The sequence below is a fragment of the Methanosarcina mangrovi genome, assembly GCF_052057765.1.
In the GTDB taxonomy this organism is placed as follows: Archaea; Halobacteriota; Methanosarcinia; order Methanosarcinales; family Methanosarcinaceae; genus Methanosarcina.
Map to the genome: position 1 here is coordinate 2,396,123 of NZ_CP195120.1, position 26,970 is coordinate 2,423,092.

Annotated in this window: 19 protein-coding genes and 1 pseudogene; 14 read left to right on the forward strand and 6 right to left on the reverse strand. The window is 42.1% G+C overall.

The genetic code is table 11. The features are described 5' to 3' along the window. The gene (locus tag ACSAZL_RS10715) at positions 1 to 1,182 is read right to left on the reverse strand and encodes a tetratricopeptide repeat protein (RefSeq protein ID WP_440948653.1); all 1,182 of its coding nucleotides are present in this window, start codon (positions 1,180 to 1,182) and stop codon (positions 1 to 3) included. A gap of 254 nt (positions 1,183 to 1,436) precedes the next feature. Between ACSAZL_RS10715 and ACSAZL_RS10720 the strand changes: the two genes are divergently transcribed. After that, entirely contained in the window at positions 1,437 to 1,643 is a 207-nt protein-coding gene (locus ACSAZL_RS10720) for a hypothetical protein (RefSeq protein WP_440948654.1), read from the forward strand. Positions 1,644 to 2,160: 517 nt separating this feature from the next. On the opposite strand, the gene ACSAZL_RS10725 is transcribed toward ACSAZL_RS10720, so the two are convergent. Further along, positions 2,161 to 3,999, reverse strand: a complete 1,839-nt coding sequence (locus tag ACSAZL_RS10725; RefSeq protein ID WP_440948655.1) for a M3 family oligoendopeptidase — start codon at positions 3,997 to 3,999, stop codon at positions 2,161 to 2,163. Positions 4,000 to 4,393: 394 nt separating this feature from the next. Here ACSAZL_RS10725 and ACSAZL_RS10730 point away from each other — a divergent pair, with 394 nt between their 5' ends. Both ACSAZL_RS10730 and ACSAZL_RS10735 read left to right on the forward strand, forming a co-directional pair. Next, complete coding sequence (locus ACSAZL_RS10730) at positions 4,394 to 4,600, forward strand: hypothetical protein (RefSeq protein WP_440948656.1); 207 nt, start codon at positions 4,394 to 4,396, stop codon at positions 4,598 to 4,600. 399 nt (positions 4,601 to 4,999) lie between these two features. After that, positions 5,000 to 6,292: a Fic family protein gene (locus ACSAZL_RS10735; protein ID WP_440948657.1), complete on the forward strand. Its 1,293-nt coding sequence runs from the start codon at positions 5,000 to 5,002 to the stop codon at positions 6,290 to 6,292. A gap of 238 nt (positions 6,293 to 6,530) precedes the next feature. Here the strand turns inward: ACSAZL_RS10735 and ACSAZL_RS10740 are convergent, their stop codons facing one another. Then, entirely contained in the window at positions 6,531 to 7,049 is a 519-nt protein-coding gene (locus tag ACSAZL_RS10740) for a protein-tyrosine phosphatase family protein (protein WP_440948658.1), read from the reverse strand. A gap of 264 nt (positions 7,050 to 7,313) precedes the next feature. On the opposite strand from ACSAZL_RS10740, the gene ACSAZL_RS10745 reads away from it, so the two are divergent. From ACSAZL_RS10745 to ACSAZL_RS10765, 5 genes are all read left to right on the forward strand, one after another. Further along, on the forward strand, positions 7,314 to 7,454 hold the full coding sequence (locus ACSAZL_RS10745) for a hypothetical protein (protein ID WP_440948659.1): 141 nt from the start codon (positions 7,314 to 7,316) through the stop codon (positions 7,452 to 7,454). A gap of 119 nt (positions 7,455 to 7,573) precedes the next feature. After that, complete coding sequence (locus ACSAZL_RS10750) at positions 7,574 to 7,993, forward strand: MarR family winged helix-turn-helix transcriptional regulator (RefSeq protein WP_440948660.1); 420 nt, start codon at positions 7,574 to 7,576, stop codon at positions 7,991 to 7,993. A 93-nt stretch (positions 7,994 to 8,086) separates the two neighbouring features. Further along, positions 8,087 to 10,480 (forward strand): endopeptidase La, encoded by a 2,394-nt coding sequence (gene lon, locus ACSAZL_RS10755; protein WP_440948661.1) that lies wholly within the window; start codon positions 8,087 to 8,089, stop codon positions 10,478 to 10,480. Between the two features lie 366 nt (positions 10,481 to 10,846). Next, a complete protein-coding gene (locus ACSAZL_RS10760; RefSeq protein ID WP_440948662.1) occupies positions 10,847 to 11,515 on the forward strand; it encodes a flavodoxin family protein in 669 nt (222 codons plus the stop codon). A gap of 427 nt (positions 11,516 to 11,942) precedes the next feature. Then, positions 11,943 to 14,681 (forward strand): DEAD/DEAH box helicase, encoded by a 2,739-nt coding sequence (locus ACSAZL_RS10765; RefSeq protein ID WP_440948663.1) that lies wholly within the window; start codon positions 11,943 to 11,945, stop codon positions 14,679 to 14,681. A 167-nt stretch (positions 14,682 to 14,848) separates the two neighbouring features. Here the strand turns inward: ACSAZL_RS10765 and ACSAZL_RS10770 are convergent, their stop codons facing one another. Then, positions 14,849 to 17,467: a NosD domain-containing protein gene (locus ACSAZL_RS10770; protein ID WP_440948664.1), complete on the reverse strand. Its 2,619-nt coding sequence runs from the start codon at positions 17,465 to 17,467 to the stop codon at positions 14,849 to 14,851. A gap of 1,184 nt (positions 17,468 to 18,651) precedes the next feature. Between ACSAZL_RS10770 and ACSAZL_RS10775 the strand changes: the two genes are divergently transcribed. The 6 genes and pseudogenes from ACSAZL_RS10775 (at position 18,652) to ACSAZL_RS10800 (ending at position 24,759) form a co-directional block, all read left to right on the forward strand. After that, positions 18,652 to 19,149 carry an inorganic diphosphatase gene (locus ACSAZL_RS10775; protein WP_440948665.1) on the forward strand — a complete coding sequence of 166 codons (498 nt, stop codon included), beginning with the start codon at positions 18,652 to 18,654 and terminating at the stop codon, positions 19,147 to 19,149. Between the two features lie 303 nt (positions 19,150 to 19,452). Beyond that, positions 19,453 to 19,656 carry a hypothetical protein gene (locus ACSAZL_RS10780; protein ID WP_440948666.1) on the forward strand — a complete coding sequence of 68 codons (204 nt, stop codon included), beginning with the start codon at positions 19,453 to 19,455 and terminating at the stop codon, positions 19,654 to 19,656. A 154-nt stretch (positions 19,657 to 19,810) separates the two neighbouring features. After that, positions 19,811 to 21,244, forward strand: a complete 1,434-nt coding sequence (locus ACSAZL_RS10785) for an NAD(P)/FAD-dependent oxidoreductase (protein WP_440948667.1) — start codon at positions 19,811 to 19,813, stop codon at positions 21,242 to 21,244. 1,148 nt (positions 21,245 to 22,392) lie between these two features. Then, a pseudogene (gene hsdR, locus ACSAZL_RS10790) lies at positions 22,393 to 23,529 on the forward strand (EcoAI/FtnUII family type I restriction enzme subunit R); the annotation flags it as partial. Positions 23,530 to 23,709: 180 nt separating this feature from the next. Then, the gene (locus ACSAZL_RS10795) at positions 23,710 to 24,033 is read left to right on the forward strand and encodes a hypothetical protein (RefSeq protein ID WP_440948668.1); all 324 of its coding nucleotides are present in this window, start codon (positions 23,710 to 23,712) and stop codon (positions 24,031 to 24,033) included. A 213-nt stretch (positions 24,034 to 24,246) separates the two neighbouring features. After that, positions 24,247 to 24,759: a hypothetical protein gene (locus ACSAZL_RS10800; RefSeq protein WP_440948669.1), complete on the forward strand. Its 513-nt coding sequence runs from the start codon at positions 24,247 to 24,249 to the stop codon at positions 24,757 to 24,759. A gap of 594 nt (positions 24,760 to 25,353) precedes the next feature. On the opposite strand, the gene ACSAZL_RS10805 is transcribed toward ACSAZL_RS10800, so the two are convergent. Together ACSAZL_RS10805 and ACSAZL_RS10810 are read right to left on the reverse strand one after the other, a co-directional pair. After that, entirely contained in the window at positions 25,354 to 25,809 is a 456-nt protein-coding gene (locus ACSAZL_RS10805; protein ID WP_440948670.1) for a hypothetical protein, read from the reverse strand. A 464-nt stretch (positions 25,810 to 26,273) separates the two neighbouring features. Beyond that, the gene (locus ACSAZL_RS10810) at positions 26,274 to 26,564 is read right to left on the reverse strand and encodes a hypothetical protein (protein ID WP_440948671.1); all 291 of its coding nucleotides are present in this window, start codon (positions 26,562 to 26,564) and stop codon (positions 26,274 to 26,276) included. Positions 26,565 to 26,970 lie beyond the last annotated feature (406 nt).

A 26,970-nucleotide genomic window follows, 5' to 3' on the forward strand; every position in this document is an offset into this window, starting at 1 on the left:
TTATGCTTTCCCGGAACCCAATCTGCGAATACTTTCACGGGCACTTTCCGCTTTTGTTTTATGCCCTTTACTCTCCCAGAGGTCAGATGCAATCTTAAAAGCATTTTCTGCAGCTCTCAAATTTCCGAGTTTCAGGAAAACCTTTCCCTTTTCATACCAGGCTTCGGGATAATCGGGCCCAAGTCGGGTTGCCTTCTCAAAGGCGTGGAGAGCCTCTTTTTCCGAACCGGCTTTAAAGAGGATTTCTCCCCGGAGCTGCCAGGCTTCGGCATTTTCAGGTTTCACCTCAAGGGCTTTTTTAAAAGCCTGCATGGCTTTTTCCTGCTCGCCAAGCCTGAGCCGGAGTTTTCCGGTTTCAAACAGGACATCGGGGTCTCCGGGATTTATTTCCAGGGATTTTTCAGATTCACCGAGCTTCTCTTCACACAGGCGTATGAGGGCAAGAACGGCATCCTTGCTTTCCCAGGCGTTTTTCTGCACAGGATTCAGGGAAATAGATTTTTCGAAAGCCTCAAGCGCATCCCGGAAACGTTCAAGCTTTTTTAGAGCAAGACCCATATTAGTCCAGAGCCCTGCATTCTCAGGCTTGATTTCTGCAGCTCTTTCGAAGATCTCAAGAGCTTCTTCATAGCGTTTGAGTTTCAGGAGGGAATTTCCCTTATGGTACAGGGCTGCAAAATCCAGAGGGTTTACTTCAAGCACACGGTCAAAAGCTTTGAGCGCAAGCCTCAGCCTCCCCTGCCTGTAAAGAGCCACTCCTTCATCGTAGAGGTCTCCTACTCCTCTGCTTTCCGGGCCTCCGGCTTCCCCCTCGCCTTCTTCCCTGTCTCTTTTAAGCCCTGTTTCCGAGAGATACCTGAACCCTGCCGAGTCTTCCCGATCAGGCATGGTATCAAGATATATGAATTCCTCTCTTGGCACGAAGGACTTGCAGATCCATCCGGGTTCAGCTCTTCGGTTAGTGATTATACAGTACCCGTTTATGTACTTCGAGCAGACCCTGCAGCAGTAGATGTGCCTCTCCAGACGGTACCGTATCTGGTCAAGCTCGGTAGTAACCAGTCCCTGGTTCAGCCTTGTTTTAAAGGTCTCATAAGGAATATTTTTGATCTTAATATAGACTGTTGAAGGAGCAGGCGGGTCCCATTCAAAGGGCTTTTCGGTTTTCTTTTTGTGGATCATAACATTCTTTGAGCGTTTTGGTCTGAGTTACCGGTGTTTTCGAGTTCCGAGAATATAAGCTTTTTTTGGCGCTTTTTTCGGCGTTTTTTTCAAAGCTTTTTTTCAAAGCTTTTTTTGAAGCTTGAAGTCATTCATATTACTAAGAACTTATTGATCCATATTTTAATAATTAAACAAAATTAATTAAAGTAACGAATATTTTTAGTAATCAGCACTTAGTCAGCATACTTTCTAAAATAAGGGAAGGAAAACTTATGAGCTATAAGAAAACACATGGAGTCCCCGCATTATTCTCTTTTTTCATCCCCGGCCTGGGACAGCTTTTAAAGGGGCACGTATCCAAGGCATTTGGCGTCTGGGCAGCCCTGCTGATCAGCGCATTCATGAGCATTATCGGAATCGGGATTTTAATGGGAATGGTTATTTGGGTCGCACAGATCTATGATGCCTACAATGCCTGAATGGAAAATAGGTAAGCAACCGTTACATGATTGATATCCCACCTGATTTCTTTTCGAAGCACGAGGTCTTTTTCACTCACTTCGCTCAAGTGGACTCGTTATGATTTCTCTAACCTGTGAAACCATATTCACTGTATTTTGTCGTTTTTGTCCCGCTCGACACAGGAGAGCGGTCTTTCCCACGAAAAAGAAGAGAAAAGAGAATGAAGAAGAATAAAAACAACATGCCAGCAGGTAAAAGCTTCTGAGACGCTGTGAGTGAAAAAGAGAAGCAAAAAGGTCAAAAGAGCATAAATTTTGGTTTTATTTCTCTTTAAACTCTGTTTTTTCTTCTTTCTGGTAAGGGCCGCCAGACAAGCTGGCGGAGGCGCTTATATTCACCTGAGAATTTGAATGAGGTTCAACAGGTTAAGGAAAATATTCCCTGGATAGGTAAGAAAGTTCTGAATTCAGTTTTTTCCGGTGAATCACCAAAAAATAGGTTAAGAGAAAAAAGTTTAAGAGAAATTCAGGTTCATCATCCGTTTTCCAGTTCATTCAATTCCTGAATTCTCAACTCCACGATGTCCATTGCATCTTCAAAGAGTTGCCTGTTGATTTCGATCCCGAAATATTTCTTGAGTTTTTCTTCAGGCGGCATTATCGAACCTGCTGAGAGGTAGTCAATGTAGTTTTTGTTGAAGGCTTCCGGAGCTTCGCGGTACTGCTTGAAGAGGGCGAGAGTTATTGCCTTTGAAATAGCGTAGTTGAAAGTGTAGTAGTTATTTGTCAGGTAGATGTGGTTAATGTAGGTCCATTCCGCAGAATCTTCCTCGTAATATTCTACTGAGTCACTCCTGTATTCTTTAGAGAGGGCGGTCCAGAGGACATTAAGTTCTGCTCCGCTGACAGTTCCGTTTTCACTACTTTTTTCAGCGCATAAGCTGTGTGCCTTATATTCGAATTCCGTAATCATGGGCTGGCGAGTAAAATAGTTCTGGTATTCCCCGATATGCTGGGCAAGCACGGCAACTGCAGTTTCTTTATCAGAATTTTCGACCATGTAATCGACAAAGAGTTCTTCATTGAAAGTGGACGGGACCTCCATTTCATAGATCTGACCCGTGCAATAAAGATAATCCACGGAATTGCCCATCAGATAGAAATTGATCCCGTGCCCGAGCTCATGAGTAAGGGTCTTCTGGTCACTTATAATTCCGTTGTAGTTCATAAAAATCAGGGCAGGAGCCTTCAGGGCACAGAGCCCGTAACAGTAACCTCCGGGCTGTTTTCCGTGCTCGGGGTCCGGGTACACGTCTATGAACTTCCCTGTAGCCATCTCCAGAAAAATCTCGTTGAAACGGGAATCCATCCCGGAATAGGATTTCTGGACCTCCTGCAGAGCATCTGAGTAAGTATAATTTTTGCCCGGTTGATCAGTCAACTGCAACATAAGGTCGTATGGCCTGAGCATTTCAAGCCCGAGCTTTTTCCTCCTGAACTCGTTATAATCCTCAAATACATGTTTTCTCTTCTTGAAAACCGTACTCATGTCATCAACCTGATCCTCTGTGAGATAAAGGTCATACAGGCTGGATTCATAAGAGTCCCTGTAGTTCAGTTCTCTTGCTATAAGGTCGTCAAGTCGGGCTTTTTTAGAATAAAGAGAAGCCATCGAATCGGATTCGTTTACCAGGTGGTAAAACCTCTTATCATAACACCTTTTCCTGTTTTCCCGGCTCTGGTCTGTTGAAAGCAAAGTGTTATAGGACTGAGAATTTACCTGAAACTCCTCTCCGCTCTCAAGAGTTATATTTCCTGCCATCGTGACTTTATTGGTTATTTTCGAAATAGCCTCAGTCTCCAGTTTCATGCGCTGGTTTTCCAGATCTGCAAGATATATAGCATGGGCTTCATTCATAGGCCTGTGCTCTACAAACCTCATATATGTTGCTTCAAGATAAGACCGATATACCTCAAGTCCGGGCTCTTCGGAAAAGAGCCTGTCCCACTCCTCTTTTTTAAGTGAGGTCAGTTTCACGGTTGCAAATGCGCTGGCCATTTTATGTTCTGTAATCAGGTTCTGAGACCCCTCAAGAAGAGAAATAAAAAACTGGTCATTCACATTTTTGCTGAACTGGGTATATGCGTAAATATAAAGAACATCAGTGGACCTTGAGAAGTCCTTTTCAGTTTCCAGATAATCCAGTAGAACTGACCCGGACAATCTCTCAAACTCCGGACGGAAAGTTTCGTTTATTTCTTCCGAGCTCTTTTTTAATGCCTCAAGTTTTTCCAGAGCATCTTCTCTGCTGTTGAAAAGATAAGAATCATTCCACTCCGTAGTAACCTCATCGGGATTAAGTTCTTTAAACATGTGATTCTCTCCTGTACTTATGGAAGATTTCTCTACTTTTTCGGAAGTCCCACACCCTGAAAAGACTACAAAAACCTTTACCTAACTTTCGTCTCAAAACCCGCTACCCTCCGACTACCATTCTGTTATCCTATTACCGAAAACATATACATCTGACTGAGAATATATCGGGACTAACTCATATGAACCTGCTGTTCAAAAAGAATCCAGAAATGCAATCTAAAACCTCAAATTTATAATTGTGGATCTGCAGAGTACGATTGAGAGACTAATTTAAGGAAAAAGACTCATCCAGATCGAATTATTTATATCCGTCCTCTCATTAAGTGTTTACAAAAGACGAGTTCTTAAGACGAGTTCTTAGAAAGATAAATTCTTAAAAAAGGTAAGTTCTATGGAATGCAGGAGAACACACGGAGTTCCCGCCCTATTTTCTTTTTTCGTACCCGGTCTGGGCCAGCTTGTAAAGGGAGATTTTCTTAAAGCAATCGGCATCTGGTTAGCCTTCATGGTTACCGGAGCCATGCATATTATCGGAACCGGGTTTTTAATATGGGTGATCATATGGGTCTGGCAGCTCTATGATGCTTACAATGCCTGAAAAATAAGTCGCGGAAATCTGGAAAGGGCAGAATAGGTATATAGTAAATTAACTTACCTACTATACAGTATTCGCTATATACTGAACTCTTTTTGAAATTGGAGAGGTAGCATTTTTTTTGAATCACATCTCTGAATTACCTCATTTATAATCGTTTTTATTAGCTGATGTCGAGCTGTCAATCCTTAATTTTACTATCAATATCTATCAATATTCATCAAATTGATAGGAAAAAGAGAGAGAATTGATTGAAAACATTATCAATCGATAGTGCAGATATGGAGAAGTATAATTTGGAACTATCAACATCTATCAAAATCAATCAAATTGATAGAAAAGAATATAGGAAATAAACTATCAATATCTGTCAAAATCAATCAAATTGATAGAAATGGTAATATGAAACTCCCGAAAGTCCCTGAATTTTCAAAAGAAGCCCTTGAAGAAGCTGAAAAATTTCGTCATGACGATCAAATTGCAGATTTAGTTAATGAATATAACGAAAGATATCTGCACTGGGAAGAGTTAAAACACAGAAAACTCCCTCTTGACCCGGGAATCGTATGGAGTTTAATGAAAATGTTGAGGGAGTTAAAAGCAAAATCCTTAAAACTTGGGGACTGGGTTTTCAAGTATAACTTAATAGATGAATTTCATGAAAAACTTCACATCCTTGATAAATCTGCGGCAGGAAATCTTCTAAGCAGCCTTGATGCCTTACAGGACAATAGAAGGAAATACATTATCAGCTCCCTGATGGAAGAGGCAATCGCTTCAAGCCAGATAGAAGGAGCAGCAACTACAAGGGAAGTTGCAAAAAGGATGCTGCAGGAGAAAAGAAAGCCCAAAAATAAAGACGAAAAAATGATTGTAAACAATTACGATACAGTAAAGTATATCGTGGATTTAAAAAACGAAGCCTTCACCCCTGAGCGAATTCTAGAAATTCACAGGATGATTACAGGCGGAACACTTGAACAAACCCAATACGAAGGCAATTTCAGGGAAAACAACGAGATTGCCGTTTATTCCCATGACGGGGCACTGCTTCATAAACCTGTGGAATACACCGAAGTCCCGAAGCTGGTTGATGAATTATGTGATTTTGCCAACAGCAAGGATGGAGATTTCATTCATCCCGTGATAAAGGGGATAATCATCCACTTCCTGCTAGGATACATCCACCCCTTCAACGACGGAAACGGCAGGACCGCAAGGGCTCTTTTCTACTGGTATCTTCTCAAGAATGATTACTGGCTTTTCGAGTACATGGCAGTCTCAAGAGTAATAAATAATTCGAAAAAAAGGTATCAAAATGCCTACCACCATACCGAGTCCGACCGTACCCCCGAGGATTCCGGCGACCTCACGTACTTCATCAAATACAACCTCGACTGCATACAAAAAGCCCTTGATGACACCCTAGAGTATCTGGAAAGAAAACAAAAAGAGCAGGCTCAAGCCCTGAAAATCATTACCGAATCCGGAAATCTTACTTTAAGGCAGGCAGAAATCCTAAAGCAGTTCTTGAAGCAGCCTGAAAAACCCGTCACAATCAAAGAAATAGTGACCATTTACAGTGTGGCGTATGCTACAGCCAGAAGTGACCTTTTCCGGCTTGCAGAACTGGGATATGTTGAAAAAAGGAAGGCTGGGAAGGAGTTTATTTTCGTATACATGAGGGCTTATTGAATATATCTTCTCTGAGTGGTTTGTTATCAGAAGCTGTCAGAATCTGTCAAAATCTATCAAGATCTATCAATATTTATCAAATTGATAGAAAAGACCTGATTTTAAAAGGCTGAAAGAGTAAGCGCAAACTCATCAACGAAATTCGGAGTGCTCACTATCAAAAGCTATCAAAAAAAACACTTATATCAATTTCAATCAGAATTCAACAAAAAGTCATCAAACAAATCTAAAAATTTTGTTAGTATTTTCGTATCATTTCTTCCTGCCATTCAGCTTCAGGCCACCCTCCAAAGCCTCGATGCATAGTTAGTTCATCAAGATAGTTCAGCACCTCACCCACCAAAAAACCAAGGTCTTTGAGCACACATCCGAGAACCGTGCCTGTCCTACCTATGCCCCCCAGACAGTGGACAACAATCCCTTCTCCTTCATCCATTTTTGATCTTATGACAGCAGCAGCCTGCCTGATAAACCGCTCCTCTCTTTCAGGGTCCTCCGGCCCATAACCAAAATAAAGGTCTTCTAATTCTGCAGAGAACAGCACTTTGAGAGGATAGGGGTCGTAATAAACCTCCGAACTGCTGAGGCAGACTACATTTGAAAAACCGGCTTCACCAATTTTCTCCCAGGGTGTAGACTCCCGTGGACGAGACATGCCAGCAAGAAGAACAGGCTCTTTAAGCACGACATAGAAATTCAGTGGAATTCGGACACCTTCTATTGAAGGCATCTCCCTTGGACTCAACAACGAGGGCATAATGCTAAGAGTATGAGAAGCAGGAGATATAAATTTTCATTAATTGATTTGTGGGGGCTGGAAGGTTGCAGAATAAATTAGAAGGTCAAAAAATCCCGCAAAAAGAAGGCAAAAGGGGTCTAAAAAATTAGAGTTCGATTACTTTCTTCTCAATATGCGGAACAGGTCTTATATCTTCAGCGGGGTTTGCCGGAGTTGGTGCATGGCAGAAATCCTTAGCAGTTCTTGAAGCAGCCTGAGAATCCCTTCACTGTCAAGGAAATAGTGAACACTTACAGCGTAGGATACGCTACAGCCAGAAGTGACCTTTTCCGGCTGGAAGAACTTGGATATGTTGAAAAAAAGAAGGCAGGGAAAGAGTTCATTTTCATGTTCAAGGGAGTTGATTGGGGTTCTCCATTCTGAACGGTTTGTTATCAAAGTCTATCAAAATGAGTCAAACTGATAGAAATGAAACCGATCTTCCCTCACCTAACCAAAAAGTATTTAATTAGGTAATGCCTAACTAACAACCCAGATCCAGCATGACAGAGAAAAAAGAGCATTTGTTATTAGTCTTCGAAAACCTGATCAAAATCAAAAGCGAATGCTCCTGTGAAATCCTCTCGGGATGTGGGTTATCGGAAATCACTATTAAACAGATCGGATATCTGAAGATTATCGATGAACATGGGGACGTGACTTTTAGCAGGCTTGCTAAGATCACCCGAAACTCAAAGCCAACCATCACAGAGATGGTCAACAAATTCGTGAAAATGGACTGCGTGTACAAAGAAAAGTCCTCGGAAGACGGGAGAATTTTTTACATTCGCCTGACTGAAAAAGGACGGAGAATTGCTCGTGCCGAAGAAAACGCATTGTTAAAGGTCATTGAAAAAATGGCAGGTTCTCTGGACGAGAAGGAAATTGACGCGCTTATCAACCTCCTGGAAAAGGTATGGTAATTTTTTTTGTCCGGCGAAAAAGTTAGGTTAATTCAAACTAAATAACCGGGATAACCGGGACAGCACTTTTGATAATAATTGAGACGATTAACAATGTACACAGAACAAGCCGAGAATAACAGAGAAAGCCTTGTAATGCCGCTCTTTGAGATAGTGGTTTACCCGAAAAGCCGGGCGAAATTCCTGGCGGACAAAGTTACGGGAGAAATACTGTTAGCTGAGATGAAAACTGCCGAGGCTGTATATGCCGTCGGGCTGACAGTGAAAAGCGGCACGAAACCTTCGGAGATATCGGAAGATAGTCTGTACAAAACCGGAAACCTGCTTAAAATTGGCTATGTGCAGCCTGCTGATGACGGCTATCTGGTTATTGCGAAGGCTGTCCAGAGGGTAGAGGCAGTCTCTGTGTACCGGAAAAATGGATTGTTCTATGCCATGTTCAAGCCTGTTTCTGATATACCTGACCTTGATGAAGACATCCAGGCAGAAATGATGGCGAACATTAAAAAAGCAATCCGGGAGATAAGCAGCCGCTTCCAGGGCTCTGAACAGTTTACCAAGCCAATTGAGAAGATGGACTCCATTGACCAGCTCATCGGATATGTTATGCCGTACATGCCGATAAAACTGGAAGAAAAACAGGACCTTCTGGAGATAGTTTCTGTTCGTGAAAGGTATTTTGCATTTTTTGAAATCCTGATGAAGCAGAAAGAAAACATCAATTTCCAGATGGAAATGGCAAAAAAAGTTACCGACAAGATAAGCAAGTCGAACCGCGAAGCCATGCTGCGGGAGCAGCTGAAGATGATTCAGGAAGAGCTTAACGGAGGCGACGATGCCGCTTCAGGTGAAGGTGGATACAGGGAAAGGATTGAAAACTCAAAGATGCCTGAAGAGATCAAAAAGAAGGCATTGTCAGAGTTGAAGAAACTCGAAACCGGAGGCCCCCACAATCCTGAGGGCGCTGTTATCAGAAACTACCTGGACCTCATGCTCGACCTTCCCTGGGTGACGGAAGAGAAAAAGAGCATCGATATTGACGAAGCTCGCCGTGTCCTTGAAAGCAACCATAACGGGCTTGAAAAGGTCAAGGAAAGAATAATCCAGCACCTGGCGGTAATGAAACTGAAAAAGGAAAAACAGGGTTCGATTCTGCTCCTTACGGGCCCGCCCGGAACCGGGAAAACGAGCCTCGGAAAAAGCATTGCAGATGCCCTTGGCAGGGAGTATGTCAGGATTAGCCTCGGAGGCGTCAGGGACGAAGCCGAGATAAGAGGCCACAGAAGAACGTATATAGGAGCCCTACCCGGAAGAATTATTCAGGGCATGAGAAAAGCAGGTACGAAAAACCCGGTCTTCATCCTCGACGAGGTCGATAAGCTTTCAACTTCCTACGCAGGAGACCCGGCAAGTGCCCTTCTGGAAGTCCTTGACCCCGAGCAGAACAGCACATTCTCGGACCATTATCTGGAAGTCCCGTATGACCTGTCCGAAGTATTCTTCATAGCCACTGCCAATTCTCTGGCAAGTATCCCCTGGCCTCTGCTTGACAGAATGGAGACAATCGAGATCTCGGGCTACACGAAAAATGAAAAACTTGCAATTGCAAAAGATCATCTGCTGCCCTGCATACTGGAAGAACACGGCCTTGATGCGGACAAACTCAAAATTGAAGATGAAGCCCTGAAGGGAATAATCGACAAATACACCCGCGAAGCCGGGGTCCGTGGACTTAAAAAGCAGCTTGCAAAAACTGCAAGGTTTGTGTCCGAAAAGATCGTGTCAGGAAAAACCGATCTTCCTTACGTGGTCAGAGCGGACATGCTCAAAGAGGTTCTCGGAAAAGAGATAATCAGGCAGGAAGAAGCCAGAAAAGAAAATGTTCCCGGAGTGGTAACCGGCCTTGCCTGGACCCCTGTAGGAGGAGACATCCTTTTCATTGAAGGCACATTCATGCCCGGAAACGGTAAGCTTACCCTCACAGGCCAGCTCGGGGACGTAATGAAAGAGTCGGCACAGATCTCTTTGAGCCTTGTCAGGTCCAGACTTGCCAGCACCGAAAACAGCTTCAACTTTACAACAAGTGATGTCCATATCCACGTGCCATCGGGTGCAACCCCAAAGGATGGCCCGTCAGCTGGTGTGACCCTCTTTACCGCCCTTACCTCCCTGATAACCGGCAAAGCAGTTGATCCCAAACTTGCCATGACAGGGGAAATAACGCTGAGTGGTGCAGTACTGCCCGTCGGAGGCATAAAAGAAAAAGTCCTAGCAGCCCATAGGGCAGGCATAAAGAAAGTAATCCTGCCAAAAGAAAACGAAAGAGACCTGGAGGACGTGCCCGAAGACGTCAGAAACGAACTGCATTTCGTGCCTGTAGAGACCATTGAAGAGGTCCTGAAAGAGGCTCTGGACATTGATCTCCCCGGACATGTGCTGTCGTCGTCATTTGCAGGAAACAGCTTCGCAGCTACCCAGAATGTTTAAATTTGGAAGTGCAGGAGGGGGTACGGTTTTCCGGAACCGTTATATACCCTTCCTGAGGATTTATCTTAAATAGTTTAGAAATTGAATTTTTAGATTGTCCAGTTTTTCAGCACTCCAGTTTTTCAGCACTTTTCTTTTATGGTCCTGCTTTTTCCTGTTTTATAAAGTATCACTCTGATTTTATAGTTTATATACTTTAAAAATCGTCATTATTGTTGAGTTGATACAGATTATTTAGCTAATCAAGTTATTAATACTCCTGGAAAGAACGATAATAGAGAAAATTAGAGGAACTTGCAGTACTGTAGTTTTATAAAAGCCTGAGAATCTGGAAGTCCCGGGAAATCGAAAATACGAGGTAAGATCATGAAAGTAATAGCCATAAACGGAAGCCCAAGAAAGAAATGGAATACGGCAACCCTGCTGGAAAAAGCTCTTGAAGGTGCAGCTTCGGAAGGTGCGGAAACAGAAATAATCCACCTCTACGACCTCGATTTTAAAGGCTGCACAAGTTGTTTTGCCTGTAAATTGAAGGGCGGGAAAAGCTATGGGAAATGCGCAATGAAGGATGAACTGACACCTGTACTTGAGAGGTTGGATGATGCTGATGCTGTGATCCTGGGATCTCCAATCTATCTCGGAAATTTGACAGGCGAGATGAGGTCATTCATGGAACGCTATGTGTTTCCATATCTCGTTTACTCGAATGACTTACCCTCGCTCTATCCGAAAAATATCCCTATTGGTTTTATTTATACAATGAATGTTACAGAGGAACTTTTTGAAGTATTTGGTATTGATAAGCTTATAGAATTGAATAAAAGAGTTGCAACAAGAATCTTCGGATATTCCGAATCACTATGCAGCACCGACACCTACCAGTTCGATGATTATTCAAAGTATGTTGCCGATAGGTTTAATCCCGAGGAGAAGGCAAAGAGGCGAAAAGAAGTATTCCCGAAAGACTGTGAAAAAGCCTTTGAGATGGGGGCAAGGTTCGTAAAACGGCAAAAAGCTCTTGAAGTCCGGAAATAAAAGCAATAAAATTAAAATTACAGGATAAACTCCTTAATATTGCTTTTTTCACTTCTTTCACGTTTTACTTCTGCTTTTTAAACATCTTTTCCTTCTTTTTCGTGGGAAAAACCACTCTCCTGCATCGAACAACCAACAATTGTTAAATTAGTCCTCTTGAGCGAAGCGAAAAGGACTGCGTACTCCCGAGGCGCAATTCGGGAAGCGAAACACGTGGCAATCAATAGATTAATATTATTCCGGAACAAGAAGTTGAATGGCATCTTTCATCTATCCTGTTCTTCGGCACCCTCCGCTCGAGCCTTCAGGCTTCGATCAAATTGAAGCGTAAGCTTCATCCACACTTGAAAAATAGAGGTATCAAAATCTCATCCCACCAGGGACGATCAGAATTCAGGATACGAATAAAACAAAACGGAGCTGAAAAATGGACATCTCTCGCCTGCTGAATGAAATAAAAGCTTCCAGCCGCTACGAAAACCAGATAGTCCACGTCGAGGAAATCCCGGCAAAGGATGCCCTTTATGCTCCTATTGAACTGGAAGCAAAGCTGAAAGCTGCTCTTGCAGATATCGGAATTGAATCCTTATATTCTCATCAGGCTGAAGCAATCGAAAGGGTAAGGGAAGGAAAAGACCTGGTGCTCTCCACAAGCACTGCAAGCGGAAAGTCCCTTACTTACATGATCCCGATTTTTGAAGCTGTCCTGAAAGACCCCGAGGCTACCGCCCTCTATATTTCTCCTCTGAACGCCCTTGTAAACGACCAGCTAAAGGCTTTCCTGGAATTTGAGGGGGCACTTAAGTCAGGAGCAGGCATAGCCCGTTATACCGGCGCCCTGACCGCAGCCCAGAAGAGGGAAATCAGGGAAGGGCATACTAATATTGTTTTCACAAATCCTGAGATGGTGCACATGAGTTTCCTGGCATGGCACCACCTCTGGAGACGCTTTTTTTCAAACCTCAAATTCATTGTTGTTGACGAGAGCCATTACTACAGGGGAGTTATAGGAAGCAATATGGCAAACGTGCTCAGAAGGCTCCTGCGGGTTGCGGAGTATTATGGGGCATCACCTCAGTTTATCTGCTGTTCGGCAACTATAGGGAACCCGAAAGAACATACTGAAACCCTTCTGGGCAGGGAAGTCGGGGTAGTTGAAAATAACGGATCTTCACATGGTTCCCAGAAATTTGTGTTCTGGAACCCCCCTCTTTACCTGAACGGAAAGGGGTGCACACTCCGAAGAAGCAGCTTTTCCGAGACCTCAACTCTTTTTACTCGGGCAGTCCAAGCAGGGCTTCAGACCCTTGCCTTTACACGGTCCAGGCAGGGGGTGGAGCGCATGTATAAGAGTTGCAGGGAACTTTTGAGGGAACGCGGGCTCTCTTCTGCGGTCTGCTCTTACAGGAGCGGTTATTTTGACCGGGAGAGAGAAGATATCGAAAAGAAAATGAATTCCGGAGAGCTCAGAGGCGTCATTTCCACAAATGCCCTTGAACTCGGGATAGATATAGGTGGGCTGGATGCCTGTATTCTTGACGGCTATCCCGGCACGGTCATGAGTGCAAGGCAGCAGGCGGGGAGGGCAGGCAGGAGCGGGAACGAGAGTCTTGTCCTTATGGTAGCCGGCACAAATGCCCTTGACCAGTACTATATGAGAAACCCTGATGACTTTTTTGCAAGAAGCAGTGAAAATGCCGTGCTCAACCCTAAAAACCCCTATATCCTGGCAGGGCACCTGCTCTGTGCAGCAAAGGAAATCCCTCTCAGGGCATCCGATGAAAAGTATTTCGGCAGCGGGTATCCAAGAGTCGTTGAGCTCCTGGAAGCCGAAGGGCTGCTTGCGGGCAGCGACCTGAAGTATTCCACGGACTCTTTCCCTTACAAACATGTCTCCCTCAGGGGAATTGATAATAATACTTATTCTCTGCTTGCCTTTGAAGGGGAAAGGAGCTTTCCTCTCGAAAAAGACATAGAGGAGACCCTGGCTTTCCGGGAATGCCATCCAGGTGCTGTTTATATGCACAGGGGAGAGCCCTTTTACATAAACAGGATCGACCATGAGAAAAAGGAAATCCATACCGTAAAGACGCACGACAGTTACTACACAAAACCCATGATAGATTCCTCGGTCCAGATGAGGGAAACCTATGCGGTAAAGCCTCTCCTGCATGCTCCCGAGGTGGAGGTAGGCCTTGGGGATGTGGAGGTAACGGACACGATCATAGGGTACAGGAAAATCCAGACCCACAGTGACGAGACTATGAGTGCCCATGACCTTGTAATGCCTCCGATAACCCTTCAGACAGTTGCCCTCTGGCTTAAGCTCCCAAACAGGCTGCAGGAACTGATCGAAGAGCATAAGCTTGACTTTGCGGGCGGGATCCATGCTGTTGAGCATGCGATGATTTCCATGTACCCTCTGCACCTGCTTGTGGACAGGAGCGATGTAGGCGGGGTATCAACTCCTTCCCATCCCGACCTCGGTGGTAAAAGCGGGATTTTCATCTACGACGGGCACAGGGGCGGAGTCGGGTATGCCGAAAAAGGCTACGACCTGATCGAAGAGGTCCTCGAAGGCACCTTAAAAGCCATTGAGAGCTGCCCCTGCGAAAGCGGCTGCCCTGGCTGCATCCAGTCCCCCAAGTGCGGGAACAATAACGAACCCCTCGACAAACACGCGGCAATCATGCTCCTGCACGAGCTTCTGGGAAAAGCTCCCTACACCCCGCCCGAGAAAAAAGAAAAGCACCTTTCCGAAGCCAGAGCCCTGAGGCAGAGCCCGCAAAAACAGGATTCAGGAGATGCCCTTGACAGGGTCAGGAGGCAGCTCAGGCGGGAAACCATAAAAAAGGAAGCTCCGGCAGGGCAGGAGAAAAAAGAAAAAACCTTCATTGCCACGGACAAAAACGGAGGAATGATCGGAGTCTTCTCGGCCCCTTCCCCGGAAAAAGCTGCAGCAAAAACCTTTCACCAGAAATTCGCAGGAAAAAAGGAAGCTACAAGAGAAAAGCCCGTTGAGATCCGGATCCGGGACCTTGGGGCAGGCAGCGACTATAACTTTGGGGTCTGGATTGAAATCTCCGAAAATAAAGAAAACGAGACCGATAACGAAGTGGATGGAAAAAAGGTTGTGAAGAAGCTGATTATCAGGAAAATGAACTGAAAGACCAAAGGTCTGATAATGGTTCTCAAATCTGCCTGGCAAGGCTAAAGGTTTTGTTTTATCAAAAGGGTTTACTTCGTCAGATTTGTTGATTGTCCCAATTTGCCCCTTAGCCTTGACTCTTTTACTGATTTTCGATTTTTCACCGGTTTTTCAACTTAAGATATTCATTTCCTTTCGGAGACTGTGATATATCCAGGCCTGACCCAGGTATTGCTACCGTTTTCATTCGTTACTGTAAGACTTACATCGTACTTTCCCGGTTCAGCAAATGTGTGAGTTGCATTCAAAGCATGTTTTGAATTAATGCCGTCTCCGAAATCCCATAACCAGTAAATCGGTGCGCCTGTACTGTTGTCAGTAAATAATACTTTCAAGGGCGCATTCCCTGATGTTACATTTGCAGAGAAGTCGGCAACAGGTGTTTTCAGTGATGGCTCCACTTCAGAGAGAGTACACATATAGATATCCTGAAATGTGTAAGGATAATAATTTACTACGTATTCATTTCGATTATCTTCCTTTCGGACACCTTCCCATACCATCCTGTCACCATAGATTGCAGGACTGTAATCGTCTCTTGCATGGGTTGTGATCTGAGTTTCTTCAAAAGTTGAGAGGTTGTACATGTAAATATCGTAGTTACCATCTCTATTGTCATTCCATACTATCCGATCTTCATAGATAGTAAGACCGGAGGCCCACGATCCCTCGTTAGTAATTTGAGTTTCTTTGGAAGTGGAGATATCATACACATAGATATCACAGGCACCATTGCGACTATCTTGCCACACTATTTTGTCGCCATAAATAACAGGATGGTATTGAAATGAATCGTCAACAGTAATCCGGGTCTCAATACAGGTGGAGATATCGTACATGTAGATATCGGGGTTCCCATTGCGAGAATCCTCCCAAACTATTCTGTCACCATAGATTTTAGGAGTTATCTGCCATGATTCATTGGTAGTGATCCTGGTTTCCTTGGATGTAGAGAAGTTGTACATGTAAATATCGGAGTTTCCATTGCGTCCATCCGCCCATACTATCCTGTCCCCATAGATGGCTGGGTCATTCGGGACTGATTTGTTGTCGGTTATCTGAGTTTCCTTTTGAGTGGAGAGGTCGTACATGTAGATATCATAGTTCGAACAGCCGGAAACATTGCGCCAATCCTCCCATACTATTTTATCTCCATAGATGGCAGGTTTCTTCTTAACCGACGTATTTGCTGTTATATTTGTTTCCTTCCGGGTGGAGAGATCGTACATATAGAAATCATACTCTCCATTGCGATCGTCTAACCACACTATTCTATCCCCATAAATAGCAGGCTGCGTTTGATTTGATTTATTAGTAGTAATTTGAGTTTCCGTGAGGGTATATTGGGGCCGAGTAGATGCAATTACGGCAGATAATCTTGAGACAGTGCCATTTTCATTACTTACAGTCAAATTGATAGTATAGATTCCCGGAGCGGTGTACACAAAAACAGCGTTCGCGTCAGTAGAATCACAAATTCCATCACCGTTGAAGTCCCATGACCTTGCTGTTGCATTTTGCGAAAGGTCTGTAAACTGGATAGAAAAAGGAACATAACCACTTGTTACATTAGCACTGAAGTCTACGGCAGGAAATACTGATTGCTCCTGTTTGGATGCAGACACAAGAGGAAGATAGTCAATAATGTTCAAACTAATCATGTAGATCGAGTCACCAATTCCATCTCCATCCCAATCATTACAGGTTTGCGAAAATCCGGTTCCATCAGGCTTTGCCCAGTAATTACCGCCGATGTATGATTCGCCGATAATGTTAGTGCCTGCTGTTTTTGTGGTATTACAAGCAACAGGAATTATTCCAGCACCCCCGCTTATTGCTTTTTTTGTATAATAGCTGCTTCTGTGGTTATAGAGATTGATTGTATTGTTGAATATATTGTTGTAGAACCGATTCGTTCTATTGTATGGTGCCTCAGTGACCTGATTGAGATATACTCCATATATCCTGTTTTGCTCTACATTGTTATTAGTCACAAGATTACCCGAAGAATCACTGCAAAACCATATCCCAACATCGTTGTTTGAAATTGTGTTATTTGAAATTGAATTTCCTCCTTGCCCTCCAATCAAAATTCCTCGATCATTAGAAGCCAGGATGTTATTGTTAACTGTGTTATCCGATGAGAGCCAGGATATAAGGACCCCTTCACTACAATTTACAACAGTATTATTCTCTATCTGATTAAAAGAAGATTCAGAAAGGAAAATTCCAGAACCTTTTTCATTTGAAATATAATTACTGTGAATTTTGTTGCCATGGCAACCAATTAATTCTATGCGACCCTTCAAAAGTGTGTTATTAAGCAAAATAATGCCACCCGGTCCTGGAGATACACTGCCAACATCTCCACCAAAAATTATATTGTCAGAAATTTTGGAGCAATAACCGTTGATGTTTAAACTTTCATGTATACTGAATCCGTTTACAGTAACATTATTCGCACTTACATTAAAAGCCCGAACAGTAGTATCCTCAGGATTTTCAGACTTGGAAAGGACGCTTATGTTCTGTATCCCTATATCCACACTTTCGTTATAGAAACCCGGAGAAACAAGAATGATATCTCCCGAAGACGAATTATTTACTGCTTTTTGAATAGATTTGAAATCTTCACCTGAACCATTGCCATCTACGATAATCCGCCTGGCGGATGCAGGGTTATAAACCGCAATCATAAGAAATATAGCAACCGCTAAAAGGACAGTTAATTTATTTACCCACATATCCGTTACTCCCCCCTTTAATCCAGAAATATGATGCCATCAGGATACTCAAAAAGGATAGTTTATTTAAGGGATAATGAACCTTATTCTTTGTATTATATATTCCTAATCATTTTTTCGGGAAAAATAGAGCATGTTAGATGTTTTTCTAAAATTTAAAGGTGTAAAAATATTTATATATCATTTCTAAGGCATTCAGCTCCTCATTTTCTGTATTATTTCATACTTAATAAACTGAAGGGGAAGAACTATTTGTGGAGATTACCTCCGTCGCAGGTTTTTGCTCGTCTTTTATCAGGTCATGATACAACTTCCCTGTTTCCAGATTTCTTAACTCCCTGACCAAACCCTGCAAAATTTTCCTGAAACATTCAACACCTGACTTTGAATTCTCAATCCGAATGCACTCCCCGATCTGTTTCCTATTCTCATTAACAGGGCAAGCTTTATGTGAATTCTTGGTCACATCGATGCCAAGACTCAGATGATGTCAGTTAGATATTATCTCCTCCCCCAATAACCTATTTCCCCAATAACCTATTTCCCCAATAACCTATTTCCCCAATAACCTATTTCCCCAATAACCTATTTCCCCAATAATCTACTCGCCCAAAATCTCCACTCCCAATACCTTTTATAGGCAGGAAACCGAATATCCCTCTGCCCTCAACGGCCAATAAGCACGTGAAAATCGCCAGACTCTGTCCTGAACAGAGCTGTAAATGTCAAATTGCCGGGGAGCCGCAGGAGTGAGGGTTGGTGGTCTGATCAAGCCGGACATTGTCGTGAGCTAAACAAACTGCTCTCCAGCAAATCTTCGATTTCCCGTGATCTCTAAACAAAACTCGGGAGGATCAGAATTCAAGATTTCAAGACTTCCGGATTGTTACAACAGGTCGTAACTGAAAACGTCGTAACGGAAAAGATGTGCCCCGTAACTATGGCTAACAGTTCGTTGCTTCCATTCCTGTAAGTGTCACAGGTGCTGTAAGGAAATCCTTAATGAACTTTCAAACCAATGAATCTTTAGCTGGATAGAGTGGGGTAAGAAAGTATTTCCGCGTATGAAATCAAAGAAAAGTCGTACCCTGGAGTTTGATGTTAGCAGCAATAACAAAGCTAAATCAAGATAAATCAAGCTAAATCAAGTTTTGGAATGAATTCAATAAACAGGAAGTGTTGATATGACTGAAAGACAGGTCGAAAGTGTGATCATCGAAATTCCAAAGGGAAGTCGGAACAAATATGAATATGATAAGGAAAAGAAAGTTGTTAAATTCGACAGAATGCTTTTTTCTTCAATGGTATATCCCTGTGAATATGGTTTTTTTCCCGACACTCTAGCTCTTGACGGGGACCCTCTGGATGCCCTTGTTTTAACCTGGGAGCCTACGTTTCCAGGCTGTGTAATAGATGTGCATCCTGTTGCATTGCTTGATATGAAAGACGATAAAGGGAGAGACGAAAAGATACTCTGTGTTCCGGAGACCGACCCATTGTGGAATTATATAGAAACAATTGAACAGGTCCCTCCTCACCTGTTAAAGGAAATCATTCACTTCTTTGAAACTTATAAAAACTTGGAGGGCAAACATGTAATAGTTATTGGGTGGGAAGGTCTCGAAGCAGCAGTTGATATGCTCAAGGCAGCCAAATCTCGATATCTCGAGCAAAATAAATGATTCAGTCAGTGATGAGCTTTATTTTGTTTTTGTGGTAAGTAAGACATTCTTCTGAAATTTCGAGGAATGTGGGGGATAGCTGCCAGGAGATTTCATAGAATATTTATCTACTTTTTATGTATATTTTTATTTATTGGTGGAAGTTGTTTATACTGTGAGTTACATATAGTAAGGTAGTGGGAAAGATTATTAAAATAGTGGGAAAGGAGGAGGATTATTTGCAAAAGTTGCTTTTGTTCATGGCGTTCGCCTGCCTGTTTATGGCCTTCATGCTTGCACTTACTTTTATCCAGTGATTGGACTATGCCTGCCCTGTACACGGGCAAACTGAAAGCTGTGTCTGAAGATGAAGCCTGCCGAGAGAGGCCTCAGTGCAGATTCCATCCCGAATCGAGGGAACTGCTTGAAGAAATAACCTTTGGGAACTTACGAGCCCACGGGCACAGTTTCTACGTTATGGATATTTGCATTTGCCGAAGAGACCAGATTCCATTGAGGCAGGGTTAGTATTGGGGTGGGTGTAAATACAAGCAGGGAATATAATAATAGGTTAAGAATTGTGGGAATTTACCTAAGGGTATCAAGAAGTTCATACTGGCGGGCATAGAGAAATTCACAGGTTATTCCGGTTATAGCGTCAGAAATTTCAAGGGAGTTGCCTATGGGTAACGAAAACCAGGCTGTTGAAGAAGAAAAGATAGACTCCGCATATGATGTCGTGATTATAGGGGCAGGACCTGCGGGGATGTTTGCAGCTTACGAGCTTGCAGCCGGGAAGCTGAAAATTCTTGTTATTGATATGGGCAGGGACATCGACAAACGCCTCTGCCCGATGAAAAACCAGAGCTACTGCATGCACTGCGCCCCCTGTGAGATTATGTGCGGGGTTGGGGGCTGCGGGACTTTTTCGGACGGAACCCTGAACCTGCGGCCTGACATAGGAGGGGACCTGGCAGCCCTGACCGGAGACCAGACTGAAGCCTGGGAACTGGTTGATAGGGTTGATAAAGTTTTTCTTAAGTTCGGTGCGCCTCAAGGGGCGCTCCTGACCGAAGGTCCGGAAATAGAGGAGTTAAAACGCAGGGCAGCTTCGGTCGGAGCCCGCTTTATCGAAATCAAGCAGCGGCATATAGGTTCGGACAATGCTCCTGCGGTCATTGGGCTTTTCAAACAGAACCTTGTTGATAAAGGCGTGGACTTCCTGATCGAGACCGAAGTCCGGGACCTGCTGATCGAGAGTGAAACGTGCAAGGGTGCCATACTCTCGAACGGCAAGGTCATCCGGGCACGTTATGTGGTCCTGTCTCCGGGAAGAAGGGGTTGCAACTGGGTTTCGGAAATGATTGAAAAGCATGGCATAGAAGCCCGTTACGGAGGAATTGATATAGGAGTCAGGGTGGAAGTCCCTGCAATTATTATGGACCCTGTAACGAAAATCAACCGCGATCCCAAGTTCCATATCCAGAGCCGCCGCTACGATGACTTTGTCAGAACTTTCTGTACTAACAGGCGTGGCTTTGTCGTAAAGGAAGAATATGAGGACTTTATTGCAACCAACGGGCATTCAATGACGAATAAGGAGTCAGAAAACACCAATTTCGCTTTTCTTGTCCATATCGAACTGACCGAGCCCATGGAAAACACAACCAAATACGCCCGCTCAATAGCAAAACTTGCAACAACAATCGGCGGAGGAAAGCCTGTCCTCCAGCGCATGGGCGACCTCAGGCGTGGGCGCCGTTCTACAAAAGAGCGCCTTGCCAAAAACCTGGTTATAAACACCTTAAAAGACGTCACACCCGGCGATATCTCAATGGCTCTCCCGCACAGGATTGTTATGGATATAATCGAAGGCCTTGAGACCTTAAACGAGATTATTCCAGGTGTTGCCTCGGACTCAACCCTGCTTTACGCCCCTGAAGTCAAATTCTACGCCATGCACCTGAAAGTCGACCGCCGGATGGAGACCAGCATCAAAAACCTCTTTGCAGCAGGAGATGGAGCAGGGCTTTCAAGGGATATAGTCAATGCCGCTGCAACCGGAATCATGGCCGCAGAAGGGATTCTGAAAAAGGTTGAAGCAGATAAAAAATGATTGAAGAAGATTGAAAAGATAAAAAGTAATCAATAAGAAGATTGAATTTTTGTTTTTAAATTTTGTATTTAAAAAAGGTGCGTTCCCATCTCAAAAACCTGGAAGTTCCGAAAGGCGTTTAAAAGATTTAACTTTAGAATTTTTTAGTTTGGGAAGAGGTTTGAGGTATTTGACTTGTGGGGTGAGAATTTTCGTTTTTTAATCTCTTTAGTGTGGGGTAGATCTTTTTGGAGTAGGTGTTTATTTGCTAGTGGGGTGTTCATTTGATGAGAACGCAATTCATACTATGCATTGGTAGTATATATTATTTTTAACGAATAATCGCAACGCGGAGATATAATCGTTAGTGTATTATAATAATAGTTAGTTCGATAATCCAATGTTACACTTGTCATATGATAAAATATAAAAATTATAAAAATAATATAAAAATACATGTAAAAAATGATATAAAAGATGCCGAATCACGCTGAGGAGTAGTTATTTCTGCAAGAGTTAAAAAGTGCAGAAAATAGCAGTTAAATTAGCGACTACACTTAAAATTTACCGTGCTAAAAATTTACATTTTAATATGGGATAAATACTAATAGACTAAAAACTATTTGAAATTGTTTAGGACAACTATTTAATTTTTTATTTGTTTTGAAAAGAGTTTGCGTTCCCATCTAAAAAACCTGGAAGTTCCGAAAGAGTTCTAAAATCTTTAACTTTTAATTTTCTAGTTTGGGAAGAGGTTTGAGTTATTTGACTTGTGGGTTGTGGGTTGTGAATCTTCCGTTTTTTAATCTTTTAGTGTGGGGTAGATCTTTTTGGAGTAGGTGTTTGTTTGTTAGTGGGTGTTCATTTGATGAGAACGCAATTCATACTATGCATTGGTAGTATATATTATTTTTAACGAATAATCGCAATGCAGAGATATACTCGTTAGTGAGTTCTAATAACTTTTGGTTTAATGAGCTAATGTTATACTGATTGTATAATTAAATCTGAAAATTATAAAAATACTGTAAAAAATGCCTAAGATTGCTGAAAAGCAATTATCCCTGCAGAATTTAAAAAACACAAGAAATTTAATAGTTAAAGTAGTGAATAACAGTGAAAATTACTTACCGTCTAAAGTGATAGTGAATTCTGCCGGATGACTGCAAATGGAAAAAATCGATAAAAAAGAACTGAGTGAAAGGAATATTTGCTCAAAGTTTATCACACCTGCTATCAAGCAGGCTAACTGGGACGAACGCCAGATCCGGGAAGAAGTGAATCTTACAAAAGGCAGGATCATTGTCAAAGGCTCTTCCGCAAGCAGGGGACAACCAAAGAGAGCCGATTACATCCTTTCCTATAAACCCAACCTTCCTCTTGCAGTGGTGGAAGCTAAACGGAATATCTATACTGTGGGGGAAGGCATGCAGCAGGCGCTTGTATATGCTGAGATGCTGGACATTCCTTTTGCTTTCAGCTCGAACGGAGACTCCTTTTTACTTCACGACCGGACAGGGACGCTGGGAAAGGTAGAGGAAGAACTATCTCTCGACAAATTTCCTTCCCCTGATTTTCTCTGGCAGAAATACTGTGAATGGAAAGGGCTCGACGATGGAAGGCAGAAAATCGTTACTCAGGACTATTTTGCTGATCAACGGAAATCTCTGAGATACTACCAGCGAATAGCAATTAACCGTACAGTAGAGGCAATTGCGAAGGGGCAGGACCGTATCCTGCTGGTTATGGCAACAGGTACGGGAAAAACACTTACGGCTTTTCAGATCATCTGGCGCCTCTGGAAGGCAGGGGTAAAGAAAAGGATTCTTTTTCTGGCAGACCGAAACATTCTCGTTGACCAGACGAAGATCAACGATTTCAAGCATTTCGGCAAGGCAATGACAAAAATAAAGAACCGGGAAGCTGAGAAGTCCTATGAAATTTACCTGTCCCTCTATCAGGCGGTTTCCGGCACAGAAGAAGAAAAAAACATTTACAAGCAGTTTTCTCCAGATTTTTTCGACCTTGTGATCGTAGACGAGTGTCACAGGGGAAGCGCAGCTGAAGATTCGGCCTGGCGAGAGATCCTTGAGTATTTCTCCTCGGCAACCCAGATCGGGTTGACTGCAACCCCGAAGGAAACAAAAGATGTATCCAACACCCATTACTTCGGAGAACCAATTTACACCTATTCCCTGAAACAGGGAATTGAAGACGGATTCCTTGCGCCTTACAGAGTTGTCCGCATTGACCTTGACAAAGATCTTGCAGGCTGGAGGCCGGAAAAAGGTAAGATGGATAAATACAGCCCCAAAGGAAAGAAAAAAGCTATCGATCTGATCAACAGTCTTGGAGCAGAAGAAATTCAAAAGAGAGCCCGATTATTGCCCAAACTCCTCATTATCTTTATAGTATTATTTTCATTTCTGGTGTTTTTTCCCAGGAAATCCAATGACTTCCTATTTGCCTGAAAAATTCTTACAGCTATGATAGGAACTGCCTTTTTTTATCTGAGCACTAATTACGATTTTGCAATGGAGTATTACATGGATTCTTACTGCAAAAATTGTGGGCAACATTTAGTTCTGGAGGAATTCCAGGCCCACTTAATGAAAGAAGAAAGCCGAACCGATACCTGTGTGAAAACCCTGACAAGGTACTGGTGTTGCAAAAACTGTGGATATAAAGATATAAAAATCGAGCCTCAATACATGAGCCACCATTACGGGAAAAAACTAAAAAAATCAAAAGGCTACACATGCAAACAGTGTGGAAGAGCTGGTGCAATAGAAGAATACCAGGATTGCTGACATAATAAGAGATCCTTACAGCGAGAGTAAAAGAAGATACCATAAATGCAAATACTGCGGCTATCACGAAATCAAAATATAAGTGGAAACTTATACTGATTAAAGGGATTTCGGGCTTTTTTTCGGAGTTGACTGTAACAGCCCCAGAGCACCTGACAAAACAGCTCCAGAAACTGAAGAAAATCTTTCCAAAACGGAACTCCACAGAACCGAATGAGACCGAATATGGAAAAACCTTACGAAACGGATAAGATTGGAATCAAAGAAGAAGATGGTAGAATTACTTACTACAGCCCTGGTACAAAAACTCATTTTTGTGAATACTCTATGAGTCCTCCATTGGGCGAATCTTTTAAAAATGAAATAAATTATTTGATCAAAATAACCCGGGGAAACAGTCAGCTCATAGAACTAATTTGCCAGGATTTTTCAATCGTTCTTTATATCCTTGCAAATTTGTTTTTTCTTATAGGATTTGCTTATTATTTTTTAGACAAAATATTGCTTACCTGCCTACTTTTTATTGGAATGTTTGCCTGTGGCTATCTGGCTTTACATCTTCCTAAGGTATTTGAGTGTTACCAGAATACAAGATGTGGGAAATGCGGAAAATATCTTGCGTGTGAAGAATATAAAAAGCGTGATATAAGAGAAATAAGCACACCTGACAGAAACAAGGTATTATATGTGCAGGCTATGCAACCGCGAAACTCTTCGGACATATGAGCTTTATCCTGCCGAAAAGGGAAGAATTAGCCATCAAAAAACTTATTGTAAGCAGTGCAAAAGAATAGAAGCGATAGAATACAAAAAGCCGGATATAATTTACAAAGGGAACACAATAATTACAAAACATTACTACAAATGTGAGTGTTGCGGTTACTATGAAATTAGAGAGAATAGAGAGGAAAAAAGAGAACCAATTAGTACCTTGGATAAGGTCTAAGAGAGGAAAACATCATTGCAAAAATTAAAAACCATTTATATAATGAACAGAGGCAAAACTCAGAAGGTCGCAGGAAGATAGCGGGAAACTTTTAGAGGCGGTTGTCAGGAATTTGTTAAAAGGGACTGCCGTCGAAATATAAAAATAAAGTTATGAAAATCTTCCCGAAAAAATATATTCACTATACTGAACCTGTCTTTTCATTGAGCGTTAGCTCGGGCCGGTCCTAAAATGAAAAAAACAAAAATAAAAGGCTTCACAAAGACAGGGCTCAGTAAATATTTTCGCTTTTTAAAAACAGAACAAGAAAACTAATTTTTACTACTAAAATAGTCAGCTAACCGGCCAGAAAAAAATTAGCAAATTACACCCGTTCACGGAACATATGCGGATATTGCATTCTTTGTTTCCACATCTTCATGCCCACAATACTTGCACCTGTAGTATCTAATGATCTTTATTATTTGGGACCAGTCATCAGCTATCATCGGTTTTTTGGTTTTTAGATAAGCAAATTCCCTGCCGCATTTTTTACATATTCTTGAGAGGTAGTAAGCTCTCGCTTCATAGAAAATAGATGCAAATAACAGGAAAGGAATTCCAAGAAAGAAGATAAATCGTGATTGCAACTCGCTGCCTATAAGAAATAATGCGATGCCGACTCCAAAAGATATTATTAAGAAAAAAAGAAGATTCGGTTCACCATAGCGTGAAATTAAATATGGAGAGATTTTTTCCGCAAAAGATAATTTTTCGAGATACGGTTTGAAATCTTCTGAGAGTGTTTCTTTAGCGGCACTGTCTTTTGAAGAGACAGATTTACTCCCCAACAAACAGCCTCCTTTTCCTTAGAATTTATATCTTTTGAGCTTACCTTTCCATATATCATTGGAGAACATAATTCTATCTTCCTGCCTAGTGCGAGCTCGGGCCACCAAAAAGTGCAAAAGAGGAAATAAAAGACTTTTTAGAAAAGGCTTTGATGATAGAATTCAGTAAATTTTCCTATATAAAAAACAGAACAAGAAGCTAATTTTTCTTTATTGCTTTTTGGGACTGGCCGCTCTCCTTCGTCGAGCGAGACAAGCTCCGTTAAAAAAAGCAAATTATGTTGTTTCGGCTTCCTATCACATAACCAAAATTTGTCAAAATAAGCTTGGTAATTGTATATTTTAGTAAAATACACCACGGTGATATTATGTATTTTATAAAATATATTTTAATATTAAAGTATATCATAGTAAAATATAGAGTGCCCAATACCAAATTAAAGATAAGCAAACTTACGTAAATTTCACTCTGTTTTCTCAATCGACTGTACTTCGTCCTTTTGGGGGATAAGCCCTACACAGATTTCTCGGACACTTTTTATTTTTATAGTAGTCGTCCCCATATCAAGTTCTCCAGTAACTTCAACAAATTTACGGCAGAAAAACTCAAGATAGTAGTCCAGTTCCCATAGATACCTTTCTGCGTATTTCAGTAGATATTCCTTATCCCTTGTCTGAAGATAATAATCCGGGCCCTCACTTTTGCTCCCGACTCTTCCATATTTTACATAAACAAGTCCCTTAAAAGTTTCCATAAAAGATTTCCTCCTTCTGACTGCAGTTCCAGCTTAAAAAAATGAATTTATTCAAAAGACAAAACTGCATAAGTTAATTGTATACTCTGGATATAACTATCTTTTGGAGGAAATTTAACATTTATTAATACTATGCTACTAATCAATATGGGTTTTTTAATTATACTTGTTTATAAGGAGCATCTTAAATTGAAAAGTTGACTAATTTTCAAAAGAAGGGGACCGGATAAATTAAGTTTATAAATAACAAACGAGACACAAGAGCTTTTTCTATAGAATTACACGGATGTATCTATTATTATTTTCTTCAATTTACGCTTTTAAAATGCATCCACGAAAATTTCTTCATAATGAAAGCCTGGACATTTTCGAGGAAGAATACAAGATAAAGATTTTTGCATTAAAA

Bases quoted from the DNA above. Each gene is read 5' to 3' on its own strand.
- ACSAZL_RS10735 (WP_440948657.1), top strand. From the start codon at position 5,000: ATGAAACTCCCGAAAGTCCCTGAATTTTCAAAAGAAGCCCTTGAAGAA.
- ACSAZL_RS10730 (WP_440948656.1), top strand. From the start codon at position 4,394: ATGGAATGCAGGAGAACACACGGAGTTCCCGCCCTATTTTCTTTTTTC.
- ACSAZL_RS10750 (WP_440948660.1), top strand. From the start codon at position 7,574: ATGACAGAGAAAAAAGAGCATTTGTTATTAGTCTTCGAAAACCTGATC.
- ACSAZL_RS10800 (WP_440948669.1), top strand. From the start codon at position 24,247: ATGAGACCGAATATGGAAAAACCTTACGAAACGGATAAGATTGGAATC.
- ACSAZL_RS10775 (WP_440948665.1), top strand. From the start codon at position 18,652: ATGACTGAAAGACAGGTCGAAAGTGTGATCATCGAAATTCCAAAGGGA.
- ACSAZL_RS10760 (WP_440948662.1), top strand. From the start codon at position 10,847: ATGAAAGTAATAGCCATAAACGGAAGCCCAAGAAAGAAATGGAATACG.
- ACSAZL_RS10720 (WP_440948654.1), top strand. From the start codon at position 1,437: ATGAGCTATAAGAAAACACATGGAGTCCCCGCATTATTCTCTTTTTTC.
- ACSAZL_RS10725 (WP_440948655.1), bottom strand. From the start codon at position 3,999: ATGTTTAAAGAACTTAATCCCGATGAGGTTACTACGGAGTGGAATGAT.
- ACSAZL_RS10765 (WP_440948663.1), top strand. From the start codon at position 11,943: ATGGACATCTCTCGCCTGCTGAATGAAATAAAAGCTTCCAGCCGCTAC.
- ACSAZL_RS10740 (WP_440948658.1), bottom strand. From the start codon at position 7,049: ATGCCCTCGTTGTTGAGTCCAAGGGAGATGCCTTCAATAGAAGGTGTC.
- lon (WP_440948661.1), top strand. From the start codon at position 8,087: ATGTACACAGAACAAGCCGAGAATAACAGAGAAAGCCTTGTAATGCCG.
- ACSAZL_RS10770 (WP_440948664.1), bottom strand. From the start codon at position 17,467: ATGTGGGTAAATAAATTAACTGTCCTTTTAGCGGTTGCTATATTTCTT.
- ACSAZL_RS10785 (WP_440948667.1), top strand. From the start codon at position 19,811: ATGGGTAACGAAAACCAGGCTGTTGAAGAAGAAAAGATAGACTCCGCA.
- ACSAZL_RS10715 (WP_440948653.1), bottom strand. From the start codon at position 1,182: ATGATCCACAAAAAGAAAACCGAAAAGCCCTTTGAATGGGACCCGCCT.
- ACSAZL_RS10780 (WP_440948666.1), top strand. From the start codon at position 19,453: ATGCCTGCCCTGTACACGGGCAAACTGAAAGCTGTGTCTGAAGATGAA.
- ACSAZL_RS10810 (WP_440948671.1), bottom strand. From the start codon at position 26,564: ATGGAAACTTTTAAGGGACTTGTTTATGTAAAATATGGAAGAGTCGGG.
- ACSAZL_RS10795 (WP_440948668.1), top strand. From the start codon at position 23,710: ATGATAGGAACTGCCTTTTTTTATCTGAGCACTAATTACGATTTTGCA.